The organism is Shewanella sp. QJM3NY_23 (assembly GCF_056173105.1).
The window spans coordinates 3,036,357-3,049,535 of record NZ_CM149657.1; the positions used below are offsets into that span (position 1 = coordinate 3,036,357).

Genomic DNA, 13,179 nt, shown 5'->3' on the forward strand with positions numbered 1-13,179 from the left:
TGCGGAAAGCAAAAGATAAGGCCCTAGTAACTTGCCTTGTAGTATGCCTTAAAGACTACCACATGGAGCCTTTAGGCCTAATACTTTCTGGTATAAAAGGGTTTCGCTCATGACTATCGGGAATATGAAATTGTACGAAGAAGTTTATCTTAAAAGCTACGTTTACCACCACCTTCGACGAAGAGCCATGTATAGTTCAAGTTAAGATAATTACTATGAAAAAGATGCATAAATCGTTTGATTGGCGCATCGATAATACTAACTTTTAAACATTAACTCATTATTATCAATAGGTTGTAATATATATAAAAGTGCTATGCAGACCTCGTAAACACCTATGCATCTTTTTTATCTGTTAAATTGTCATGTTTAACCTGTGTTTTTTGTTAAAAAATATATTTACAACAAACACTTACAAGTGATATTTTGACGAAGAGACTTACAAGAAAGCAGGAGGTTATCCTGCTGCTAATCAATAAGCTGTTATAAAGCATGAAATTTACGGCGTCATCTATGAATAATTGGTGTTAGTTATCCAAACTTAGGTACTACTCTTTGCACCTAAATAATTAAAAATATAAGTATTAAAAAGGAAATTGAAAATTGAAATTAAATAGGGTTGTAGTAGATAAGTTATTCAAAGCTTTTGACCATGAAATAAAGTTAAAGGATTCAGGCATTACTATCGTTATCGGGGATAACGGACTTGGCAAAACAGTCATTTTAGAATCTATTGAGGCACTCTTTGAAGAGAAATATAGCTTTTTTGAATCATTAGATTTTGATCGATTTTCATTTTATTTTGATAATGGTGATGTCTGGTATCTTACAAAAGAACTAAAAGATGACTCACTACTTTATATTGCTAGAGATTCCATTAAAAATCCTCTGAAAAACATTAGAAAAACAAAAATTCACTGTTTTTCTAAGCGTTCTCGAATGAGAGGCCGCGAACTGGAAATGTATAGAAGAAGGGAGATGGAACTCAGGCGTGGCTATCATTCTCGTTACGAAGAAGATTTCGAAAGAGAATTGGAACATAGAAGGATGATGGAGTATAGACACAGAATGCACCTTGAGATGGAGAGTGATATTACTCCACCAAAGTGGTTTTTAGAAGGTAGAAGTAAAATTAATGTATCTTTAATAGAAACCCAAAGAATAATGACAGTTAAAGAAGCTGGCAGTGACTCCTATATATCTAGTGTTCAAAAATGTTCTGAACAATTAATTAATTTAATAGGCAATGCTGTTAAAAAGTCTGTAAAAGTCTCTACTATCCTAGATAGCTCTTACCCTAATAGGTTAATAAAAAAATTAAGACAAGGGACAAAAGATAGTTTTGAAGAACTTAATAATGCGTTAGCAAAACTTGATGAAAGGCGTAAATTGTTATCATCTACAGGCTTAACAGTTAATCTAAATGACTCTGATCTATTGCAAATAAATGAGAAACAAAAAGATTTGATTAACCTTTTAAAGCTATATATTGATGATAGTCATAAAAAACTTGAACCATTTGAAGATCTATCCGAAAAAATAGCATTGTTTAAATCCATTATAAATAAACGATTTAAGCACAAAAATATCGAAATAAAACAAGATAAGGGATTAATATTTACTTCCACAGTTGTTCAAAATAAAGATGGTAAATTTGAAGATATTCCACATTCAAAACTTTCATCAGGTGAACAGAACGAACTTATTTTGTTTTATGAATTAATTTTTAATGCACATAAAAATGATGTAGTTCTAATTGATGAACCTGAGCTTTCTTTACACATTTCATGGCAGAATAAATTTATAAAAGATTTACAAAGTATTAATTCCATGAATGGTGTTACGGTAATCATTGCAACCCATTCACCAGATATAATAGATGAAAATTGGGACTTGAAAGTTGAGTTAAAAGGGATTGAGTAATGGAAGAATTTATCACTCCTGCGCGCATTGCTAACTCAATTGAGCAAGATACATCTTTTGGTGGAACTTATTTAATGCTTGAAGGGATTAAAGACCTAAAGCTTTTTAAAAAGTTCACTTGTGAAGAAAGTAGTAAAATAAAGATCACACATGGCAAATATAAAATGCGTCATGCATATGAAATATTAGAATCACGAAATTTTTCGAGGATGGTAGGAATTAGAGATGCTGATTATATTCGCCTAAGTGACAATGAGAAATATGAGCCAAATTATGAGCCAAATATTTTTATTACAGATACCCACGATAGTGAAGGCATGATAGTTAATAGCGATGCATTAACTGATTTATTAAGTGAAGTTTCAGACGAAGGTAGGCTTAATTCATTCATTGAAAAATATGGTGATGTTAGGCATTTGCTATTTACTTTGGCTTATCCACTAGCTTGCCTCAGGCTTGCTAATAAAAGGTTTGGTTTAGGTTTATCATTTAAACCCAAAAAAGCTGAAGGCCCTAGTTTTAAAATAAAAAAGTTTATTTGCGACAAAAACATTAGTTACCTTGGTGATGAAAAGTTAATTAATACCATTGTTGAATATTCAACTAATAGAGGTTGTGAAATAGGAGATAGAGCTTACATTAAGTCTTGTCTAGACGTTATAATGTCTGAAAAACATCCAGTACAAGAGGTGCTAAATGGACATGATTTATCTGAAATATTATTTTTAATTTGTAAAAAAGGATTACGCTCAAGCTCAAAAACTCTTCAAGATGGCTCTTGTGTTGAAGAATTGCTTAGACTCTCATATTCGGAAAAATATTTTGAGGAAACAAACCTTTTTTTAGCTATTAAAAAGCTACAAGACGATAACAAAGCCAACCTTTTAGCTCCTAGCTAAGAATATGAAAATAATAGCTAAATCATCAGATTTAGCTGTTGAAAAACAGAAATGTTACTTTCAGTTTAATCAGGGCTTACGAGTTAATGCTTTATAATCGGGTAGCCGGAGGTATCTAGCCTCCAGCCCCCACACCACCCTGCATGCGGCTCCGCACACGACTAAATGGATTTAGGAGGTAGGGCGAAGCAGGATGCCTGAGCCGAGGGCGGTTCATTTAGAACGCCTAACCTGTTTTCTGGTTCGGATAGTGAACCGCGATCCATCCATCTCTCAGTGAATACAATCCTGCTTTCTTAAGATATTCATTACTCAGCGCTTGCTGCATTCCTTATAAGGGGCGGAGGTAATTAGGAGACAAAAAAATTTAGCTTTTAACGGTTCTGTGGATACCAATTACGGCTAAATCGAAGAAATAGATAAGCCGGTGTAGGTATGTCGGTGGGGGTTGGTGGCATGGCCGCTCTTTGACATCCATGTCACTACGGCATTTGTGAATCCATTCACATCAGATGCCACCGTCGAGCGTATAGGGATATACTTGCAGCGCCCCACCGAAATACCTGCACGAAAGGCATGCTGCAGGCAATTGGTTGCCATAAAGGTTAACGCTACCATCAATCAATAAAATCTAACTCGATTAAATGCTACCAGCCAAAAAAGCCTCAACCTTCATTCGAAGGCCAAGATACTTTGTCCAAAAACAATTTTGCTTTTAATGGTTCTGTGGATACCAATTACGGCTAAATCGAAGAAATAGATAAGTCGGTGTAGGTATGGCGGTGGGGGGTTGGTGGCATGGCCGCTCTTTGACATCCATGTCACTACGGCATTTGTGAATCCATTCACATCAGATGCCACCGTCGAGCGTATAGGGATATACTTGCAGCGCCCCACCGAAATACCTGCACGAAAGGCATGCTGCAGGCAATGGGTTGCCATGAAGGTTAACGCTACCATCAATCAATAAAAACCAACTCGACTAAATGTTACAAGCCCAAAAAAGCCAACACCTTGATTCGAAGGCCAACACACTTTTGTCCAAAAACAATTTTGCTTTTAACGGTTCTGTAGATACCAATTACGGCTAAATCGAAGAGAGTGATAAGTCGGTGTAGGTGCGGCTGTGACCTTCCGTGACATGGATGTCACGGCAGAGCCTACAGGGATTGTACTTGCGGCGTGTCACAGAAGCACCTGCACGAAAGGCCTGCGGCAAGCAATTCAAAACAATGTAAGTTAACGCTACCATCAATCAATAAAAACCAACTCGACTAAATGCTACAAGCCAAAAATGCCTCAACCTTCATTCGAAGGCCAAGATACTTTGGTCCAAACATAATTTAGCTTTTAACGGTTCTTTGGATACCAATTACGGCTAAATCGAAGAAATAGATAAGTCGGTGTAGGTATGGCGGTGGGGGGTTGGTGGCATGGCCGCTCTTTGACATCCATGTCACTACGGCATTTGTGAATCCATTCACATCAGATGCCACCGTCGAGCGTATAGGGATATACTTGCAGCGCCCCACCGAAATACCTGCACGAAAGGCATGCTGCAGGCAATGGGTTGTCATAAAGGTTAACGCTACCATCAGCGATGTAAAACTATTCCGGCAAATGCTACAAGCCAAAAATGCCTCAACCTTCATTCGAAGGCCAAGATACTTTGTCCAAAACCGAGTTAGCTTTTTAACTAGCTACTCGCACGAAATGAAGCAAAATCGAAGAGACAGAATAACCCAGTGTAGATGCGGCTGCGGACGTTGATGGCAGGGATGCCATCGTCGAGCCTCCACGGATGGATTCACGGCGTGTAGCAGCAGTATCTGCACACTCCCTGCCGGACAGGCGATTGATAACAGTGAAGATACAAATTTCAAAGACACTCTACCAACACTAACTCAGCCAAATGCAAAATCCAAAAAAGCCAACACCTTCATTCGAAGGCCAAGATACTTTTGTCCAAAAATAATTTAGCTTTTAATACCCAGAATGAAACCTAGTGGGGAGTCGCTTAGATAACCACGCAAAACCTACTCATGGGTCTGTGCAACAACTGCCGAGCGTTGCAAGCTAATGACGCCATCGAGGTGAATATCCCGCTGCGGATAGGCAATGACAATCTCATGCTCGTCAAACAGTTGATAAATTCGAAAGCGAATATCGCTGCGGATCTTACGAATATCGGCTTCGGAATTAGCACACACCCAAAATATACCATCGAAAATCAGTGCATTATCCCCAAAGTCTTCAAACAGGGCGATAGGAGGCGGAGACCTCAAGATGTCATCTCGTTCATCTAATGCCTGCTTAATCAACCGCGCCACTAACGTCACATCGACGCCATAAGAAACTCCGACCCGCACGGTCGAACGGGCATTGTTGTCGATTAAGGTCCAATTGGTGACCGTGTTTTCCAGTAAGTGACTATTGGGCACTAACATATGCACCCCGTCGCTGCGGCGGATAAGCGTTGAGCGGGTGTTGATACTCTCCACCACCCCTTTGGTTTCGCCTATTTCTAAATAATCACCGATACGGATCGGCCGCTCCCACATTAAAATCCAACCGCTGATAAAGTTATTAATGATATTTTGCGCGCCAAAACCCACCCCAATGGCAACAGCACCAGAGACAAAAGCAAAGGCTTTGATGGGGATATTTAGGATCTCGAGACTGGTAATTAAGATGACCGCGATGGCCACGACCAAATAGATGCGCGAAAACAGATGCACCGCATCGGGTGCGACCTTGCGCGATGCCAATGACCGCCGGATCAATTTACCAATACGAGTCACCACAAACCAGGCTAACAGCAACAGCAATGGCACCTGTAATACCTGCGAAACGGTAATGGGCGAACCGTCATAGGTAAATAACACAAAAGAGAGTAACTCGTTAATACTTTGCCAGCTCATCGGTGCATCCAAGTAATGGTAACGGATACTTGAGTATAACAGCCTGATTTGAAGCTGGTGTTTCAAATCAGGCTGATAAAAATAAGCCATTAGCTGAACGCTAGCACCTTGCATTCATAGCACTTACCGCAGGCTTATGGCGCGAATGATGCCGTAATTAGGGGGCTACAATTAAGGGTTTAATCACCTTATGTTCAATCACGGTCGATAAGATAAACATCACTAGGTAACCACTGCCCAGCGCGAGGATCACCGCCACCACATTGTCGGTTAAACGGGTGTAACCGTAGTAGCTGCCAATCAAGGCTAATATGCCGCTTATTCGAATGAATAAACTGTGTAAAAACAACCCGCGCGCCTTGATATAGGCCAGTTGATAGCCATTGAGCATCATAAAAATAAAAAACATCGAAAAGTGCATCAATACCGGGGCGGCCTTGCTATAGGATGCCGGAAACAGCGTATCGACCAGCCATTGGCCACATAGCAGCATCGACAAGAAAAAGCTCAGCGAGACCAGTATCGACACCTTATACACCCAGCGCTTGATCAGGCGCACTTGTTCAACTTGCAGCTGGCGCACACACACCGCCAATTCGGGTAACACAAATCGATAAATAGGAAACACAAACAACAAGGTTAAATAAGCGATCACAGGCCGAACCACTACCTGAAAGTCGCCTAACTCATCGACACTAAAGTGGCCGATGGTAAGCAGTACGGTAATGTAGATCATAAACAGGCTAGCGCCAGCCTCTAGCGCCGAGGTAAAACTTTTTTGCATAAAGTTTTTCAAGCTGGGGGTCATGCTAACCGACCCTAACGGTGTGGTGGCGATGAGTTTGCGACGCCTCACAAACATATAGCCTGCCACCGCTAGCGATGACAGCATTAAGCTGTAAAACAGCGAGGCGATGGCGCTCTGGCGCAGCAGGTAGTAACAGATCATAAACGCCACCACCTGCCCTAAGGGTTCTAACCAGGTAACCTTATTTGAAATGTTGTACATACGATACATGGCAATTTGATTGGTAAAATAGACCTTAAGGCCCATCCCCAAAATAATACCCACCAGATGAAAATAGGCCACATCGATATGCAACTTATGCTTGATATAGGGCAGCACCACTCCCCAAGTCAGCAGTACCATGACTATCAAGCTGTATCGAAATAGGTTAGTAATATCTTTATCGTTTTGGGTTTGCGAGTAGCTCACCACCATAGAGGCGCGAAAACCTGTCATCAAAATTAACGACAGCGAAATAATATCAACCACAGTGTGGTACAACGCCAAATCGGCTTTAACCACCCATTGCGCTAACCAAATTTTAAATCCAAATCCAATCGCAATACTGACAAGTGTCGCCCAAATCCCAGCAACAAAAGCGCTTTTCACACGCTCAATGGGAGCTAACTGCATGATATCCTCTGACTATGGCGGCGCTGCAACGTTTGATGAATGGCTAACCACCTTGCCAACCCACTTAAGTACAGCCAACTAAAAAGGGCCTGATAATGAGGCGAGTCGCCAATCAATTTGGCGAGAACATTAACCAAAAACTACGAATAAAAGTGACACAACTAGGGCCTGTTGATCTTTGCTGGTTGAATTTTGTTCGAGACAAAAACGTTTTAATCGAGGCGAGTGGATTGCAGCCTAGTCATCTAAGCAAAATTCACTTAACAAAGAGTAAAACGTTTTTAGCCGACCCCCTTCGGGCAGCGTTTGTTGGGTGTTTTTACTGCGTTCTCAGCTTTTTATGTAGAATAACTACACTACAAAGCTTCTGCCTTGTATAAATACCCAGCGATTCGCTGCAAAAACAACCTTAAAAGATCAACAGGCCCTAAGCAGCATCCGAAAAAAGTCACGCGGTATTTTAGCAAACAATGACTTAGCAAAACGTGAGCTGGCTAAACCCTCATAAAATAAGTTGGCCCTTGTGGCTGCCAATATTTAAGGTAAAAACGGCAAGCACATTGAATGGGCTTACCGTTTCATGGCTGCTAAACACTCGCTAAAACCTCTACCTTGGCTCAAGGCGCTACACCTTATAGATGGCCGCCTTCACTTGGTAGGTTTTAGCAATATCTTGAATGGCTAAAGAGGCTTCCGACAGAGATTGAACCTGCAGTGCCAGTTGGCTAATGGCCTCGGCATTTTGCAAAATGTCATGGCCGACATTACCCAGCACATTCGACTGTGAACGTGTTTCATCGGCAACCCGCGAGCTAAGCTGGGCCACCTCACCAATCTGCTCAGACCGCACGCCTAACCCTTCGGCAATACGCTGGGTATGCTCAACATTTTCTAAAGTCCGTTTTTGGCCTAAATCCATCGACTCAACCGTTTTCACCATCGACAGGTTAAGTCGGTCGAGCACGGCGGAGATCTCATCGGTCGAGTGGCTGGTGCGCTGTGCGAGGGCCCGCACCTCGTCAGCTACCACAGCAAAGCCACGGCCCGACTCGCCAGCGCGGGCAGCTTCAATGGCAGCGTTGAGCGCCAGTAAATTAGTTTGCTCAGAAATACTGCGGATCCCTTGTAGCAAACTGGTTATCGCACTCACATCAGTGGTCAACTCAGTTAAGGAACCTCTAATTTCGGTGGTATTGGCTTCTAATAAACGCATATCTTTCATCACTCCCAAAGCACTTTGTCGGTCCTCAATGCTGGATTCGGCGGCAGCTTTGGCCTGCTCGGCAGATAACTGACTGTCGGCCACCACCTCATTAATGCGCGCAATCACATCTTGGGTGGTGTAAGAGATGGTTTTGGCTTGCTCATTATAATGGCCGACTTCCTGCAAGGTTGTATCACTGTTAGCTTTTAGCTCGTCGGTGGTGACACTCATCTGCTGGGCAATATCACGATAATCGGCAAATAGCTGCGACAACTGATCTAACATAGAGTTAAAGGCCGATTCGGCACTGCTACTGTCTGATGCTAAACGCAAGGTAAGATCTTTGTTGTGCGAAATCGACTCAATCGCCATGGCAATGCGTTGATTGGCTAGCGACTCGCGGCGCATAAACGAAGCGATCAACATCAAAATGCTGGTTTCGGCCAAAGCAAATGCGGCATGGACGAAGGTGATCATCCAGTTGCACTCGCCAGCAAAAATCATGATAGGCATCGACATAAAGCTGCCTTGCTGCAACTGAATGGCGGTAAACAACACATGATGCACAGCAACGGTCAATAAGGCCGCCAGCAGCGGTTGCCAACGCTGATATATTAAAAATACTGCCATAGAGGCAAAAATATGAAAGTGCATCTCAATCATTCCCATCTGGGTCTGAATAAGTGCAGCCGATACCGTCATCATCAGCACCGCGGCCACAATGCCAAACAAATCAGTACCTTTAAGTAACTGATAGGACAGTAAAACCAATAGCAATATCGCCACTGCGCTAATACTGGCAATCAGGGTTAATTGTGCCCCAACGAAACCACTTAAAAATAAAATGGGGACCTGCGCCAATAAGATACGAAAAATATACAGATCGTTTCTCTGGGTAAGCTCGACTTGGTGCGGTGTGCTATTCATATGCTGTGCTCTTATCATTTTAATAATGGAGTAAGGTCGGCTAACATCTTTTGTGTCGACAGTTGCCACTGGGTATAAATACGCGCAAGGGTGGCATTTTTTGAAACTAAATAAAGGTTGCCAACATGGTTAAGCATCCCTTCTTGTGTGGTTATCTTTTCTCTTAATATCGATTGTAGCTTATCAAGATCCGCTTGTTGCATGCGGGCACTGACGAAGCGAGTCGAGCGTTGATCGATTAACTGTGAGCGAATACTTGGGGTATCGGTATCTGGGTCGATGGTGATAAATAAAAACCGCACCGATTTGTCATATGTCCCTTCTTGCTCGGCTAACCAAGTATCCAACTGCATCAACTGACCAATGCGCAGCGGACAGATGTCTGAGCAGCTTAAAAACCCCATAAACAGGTATGTCGGCCCGCCGTGCCAATCACTAAAATCGTGCCAGTCACCGTCGACAGCTTGCCAACGAAAATCAATCGACTGCGCTTGAGGTTGCAAGCCATAACCGCCCGTGATGCGCTGCGCCATATAAAGCACCAGCGGCACCATCACTAGCGCCACGCTGATCAGTATTATTGCAATGAGTTGTTGTCGTCTTAACGCCATAACTAAAAATTCGATATCCCTAAATAAGATAGAAGTAAGATAAACATCGGCTTCGGCGCAATAACCTTAAGGGCGATGCTCACTACAGCCGGTAAGACCGCCAATTAAACAGCGCGCCATACTATATGAACCGCAAACGAAAATCGATTATAGGTGCAGCAAATCAACGCGTTTTTTAATTAACTTTATCTTCTAATTCAATCAGTTTAGTACAGGTCAGCCACAACAGGCATAAAGTGCGAATACCGATAAACACAAGCCATAGCAACCAATAATACTTCGCGGTAAACACACCTAAAATTAATTGTCATTCAAACAATATCACCCACATCAAATGTGCCCAAGCTGCTGAAAAATTAGCTAACAACTAGAACTTTTCACTTTAATAGTGTTAAGATAGTTAGACCACTAACTATTCGCACTCTAACTATTTGACGTGCAACTAGTGATAATTATCCACATGATTCATGCTCAGGAGGGCACAATGTCGTCAGACAATGCAGCGGAAGAAAATCTCATTACCACCATTTTGCATACTACAAAAACCACAATAAAAGAGGGGGTTGAGTTGATGTGTTTAATCGCAATTTTAAGCACCTATCTCTTTGTCATGTTGAAACCCGATGGGATTCAAAATAACAAAGCGTTAGGAGGTCAATAATCCATGCATTACCTCACTTATGTATCGCTGGCTATCTATTTTCTTGCCATGCTCAGCATCGGACTATTCGCATATAAACGCTCTACCAGCGACGTGTCGGGCTATATCCTCGGAGGACGAAAAGTCAGTCCTCAGGTGACAGCGCTATCAGCTGGCGCCTCTGATATGAGCGGTTGGATGTTGATGGGTCTGCCAGGCGCTATGTTTTTGGTTGGATTTGAGACTATCTATATTGCACTGGGACTCTTACTCGGTGCGTTAGTCAACTACTTAATTGTCGCACCTAAGCTTAGGGTTTATACCGAAGTGGCGGGCGATGCGTTAACCATCCCTGAGTTTTTTGCTAAACGATTTCATGATCCCAGCAGTAATATCCGTATTATTGCCGCCATCATTATCGTCATCTTCTTTACCCTCTATACCTCAGCCGGTTTAGTGGCGGGCGGAAAACTGTTTGAGTCGGCCTTTGATGTTCAGTATGAGTTTGGCCTTATCATTACCTTAGGTGTGGTGGTCTCTTATACCCTGCTGGGGGGCTTTTTAGCCGTCAGTCTGACCGACTTTGTTCAGGGTTGTATCATGTTTGTCGCATTGATTTTGGTGCCCGTTGTGGCCTACCAAGAGTTTACCACTGCCGATAACATGATGAATTTTGCCTATGAGTCGATCCCACATTTTGGTGAAGCAATGCAAAATGTCACCCTACTTGGGTTGATATCTAGCCTATCTTGGGGCTTAGGTTACTTTGGTCAGCCTCATATTATTGTGCGCTTTATGGCGATTCGCTCGGTTGCCGATATTAAAGTTGCTAAGCGAATTGGTATGAGCTGGATGACGGTTACCATTATTGGTGCCTTAGCGACAGGGCTTATCGGTATTGCCTATGCAAATAAGTTTCAGTTAAAACTGACCGATCCTGAAACCATCTTTATTGTCTTTTCAGAGATCTTGTTCCACCCACTTATCAGTGGTTTCCTTTTAGCAGCCATTTTAGCCGCGATCATGAGTACCATCTCATCGCAGCTGCTAGTGTCGTCAAGTTCACTCACGGAAGATATTTACCGTGTCGCCTCGAAAAAGGAAGCAACCGAAGAAGAGATGGTCAAAATGGGCCGCTTCGGTGTTGCCGGTGTAGCTATCGTTGCTAGCTTATTAGCCATGGATCGCTCTAACAGCATCTTGTCGTTAGTCAGTAACGCATGGGCAGGATTTGGTGCCGCCTTTGGCCCACTGGTCTTGTTTAGCCTGCATAAAGAAGGCTTAACCTACAAAGCCGCCATTGCTGGTATCGTTTCGGGTGCCGCTACCGTACTGTTCTGGATTTATGCGCCAGTGCTTGCCGATGGCAAAGCCTTAAGCAGCGTCATGTATGAAATGCTCCCAGGCTTCGTGGTCAGTAGTTTGGTTATCTGGATCACGAGCATCTTCTCGAAAGATCCTTGCCATAAAACGGTGAAGACGTTCAATAAAGCCGGACGCGTACTAGCAGAAGAAAGATAATTGGGGGAAGCAACATGGCAGATTTACACTGGAAACGCATTGTCGTTAAAGTGGGTAGTGCCTTAATTGCACCCCACAAACAAGGCTGTAGCAGCCACTATCTATTGGGTATCGCGCAGTTTATTGCAAACTGCCGCGCCAATGGATGCGAGGTGGTATTGGTTTCATCAGGCTCAGTCGCCGCAGGCTGGCATCGATTTAGCGGCATAGATAAGCCGTCGGTATCGGTAAAAAAAGCAATGGCCGCTGCGGGGCAAGCAGACATGATGGCAACGTGGGACAAGTTATTCGACTTTCCCACCGCACAGCTGTTAGTCACTCATGGTGATTTACGTAATCGTGAGCGTTATATCAGTATTAAAAATACCATCTTTAGTTTATTGGAGCATGGCTTGCTGCCAATCATCAACGAGAACGATGCAGTGACCACCGACAAGTTAAAAGTCGGTGATAACGACAACCTCTCGGCGATGGTGGCCGCAGCAGCCGACGCTGATGCGCTGATCATCTGTTCTGATGTAAAGGGTTTGTATACCAAAAACCCGAACATCCACGACGATGCCAAGCTGATAAAGCAGGTCAGCGATATCAATGACAATATCTATTCGATGGCAGGCGGTGCCACCAGTGACGTAGGCACTGGTGGTATGCGCACCAAGATTGAGGCTGCAGAAAAGGCTATCTCTCACGGTATCGAAACTGTGATAGTCAATGGCTTTGACGGCGACACTTTTACCCAGCTGCTTAAAGGGCAAAATCCGGGAACCTTATTTACCCCGTTTGAACACCCAATGCAGGAACATCTGCACTGGATGACCCATACCTCGCAAGCACAGGGAGAGTTGATCGTCGAAAATGATTTCAATGGAAACTTAGACCAACATACACCGCTGACAAGTGACGATGTAGTTGCCGTAACAGGTAACTTTTCCGTCGGGGATACGGTATTAGTGCGCAAAGGCGATGGCACTAAACTGGCGAAAGCCCGATCCAACTACAGCAGTTGTCTACTGAATTTTATTGCGGAACAAGAAGATCGCGAGTTTGCTAATGATGTCCAGCAGAAGACCGGCGCGATCATTTCCGACAAAAATATCGCCATATTGGAGTAAA

General features: G+C 43.1%; 9 protein-coding genes. 5 read left to right on the forward strand and 4 right to left on the reverse strand.

The features are described 5' to 3' along the window. The first annotated feature begins 603 nt into the window (after positions 1 to 603). Both AC0VXX_RS13465 and AC0VXX_RS13470 read left to right on the forward strand, forming a co-directional pair. A complete protein-coding gene (locus AC0VXX_RS13465) occupies positions 604 to 1,923 on the forward strand; it encodes an AAA family ATPase (protein WP_475514644.1) in 1,320 nt (439 codons plus the stop codon). Beyond that, a complete protein-coding gene (locus AC0VXX_RS13470) occupies positions 1,923 to 2,822 on the forward strand; it encodes a hypothetical protein (protein WP_475514645.1) in 900 nt (299 codons plus the stop codon). The genes AC0VXX_RS13465 and AC0VXX_RS13470 overlap by 1 nt, the downstream gene beginning before the upstream one ends. 2,036 nt (positions 2,823 to 4,858) lie before the next feature. Here the strand turns inward: AC0VXX_RS13470 and AC0VXX_RS13475 are convergent. From AC0VXX_RS13475 to AC0VXX_RS13490, 4 genes are all read right to left on the reverse strand, one after another. Beyond that, a complete protein-coding gene (locus AC0VXX_RS13475) occupies positions 4,859 to 5,743 on the reverse strand; it encodes a mechanosensitive ion channel family protein (protein ID WP_475514646.1) in 885 nt (294 codons plus the stop codon). A gap of 157 nt (positions 5,744 to 5,900) precedes the next feature. Continuing rightward, complete coding sequence (locus tag AC0VXX_RS13480) at positions 5,901 to 7,166, reverse strand: hypothetical protein (RefSeq protein WP_475517036.1); 1,266 nt, start codon at positions 7,164 to 7,166, stop codon at positions 5,901 to 5,903. Positions 7,167 to 7,788: 622 nt separating this feature from the next. Further along, positions 7,789 to 9,294: a methyl-accepting chemotaxis protein gene (locus AC0VXX_RS13485; protein WP_475514647.1), complete on the reverse strand. Its 1,506-nt coding sequence runs from the start codon at positions 9,292 to 9,294 to the stop codon at positions 7,789 to 7,791. A gap of 14 nt (positions 9,295 to 9,308) precedes the next feature. Continuing rightward, positions 9,309 to 9,905 (reverse strand): SCO family protein, encoded by a 597-nt coding sequence (locus AC0VXX_RS13490; RefSeq protein ID WP_475514648.1) that lies wholly within the window; start codon positions 9,903 to 9,905, stop codon positions 9,309 to 9,311. Positions 9,906 to 10,389: 484 nt separating this feature from the next. Between AC0VXX_RS13490 and AC0VXX_RS13495 the strand changes: the two genes are divergently transcribed. Genes AC0VXX_RS13495 through proB form a run of 3 tightly spaced genes read left to right on the forward strand, consistent with a single transcriptional unit; the run spans position 10,390 to position 13,178 of the window. Then, a complete protein-coding gene (locus AC0VXX_RS13495; RefSeq protein WP_475514649.1) occupies positions 10,390 to 10,566 on the forward strand; it encodes a hypothetical protein in 177 nt (58 codons plus the stop codon). A 3-nt stretch (positions 10,567 to 10,569) separates the two neighbouring features. After that, complete coding sequence (gene putP / locus AC0VXX_RS13500) at positions 10,570 to 12,066, forward strand: sodium/proline symporter PutP (protein ID WP_475514650.1); 1,497 nt, start codon at positions 10,570 to 10,572, stop codon at positions 12,064 to 12,066. A 14-nt stretch (positions 12,067 to 12,080) separates the two neighbouring features. After that, positions 12,081 to 13,178: a glutamate 5-kinase gene (gene proB, locus AC0VXX_RS13505; protein ID WP_475514651.1), complete on the forward strand. Its 1,098-nt coding sequence runs from the start codon at positions 12,081 to 12,083 to the stop codon at positions 13,176 to 13,178. Position 13,179 lies beyond the last annotated feature (1 nt).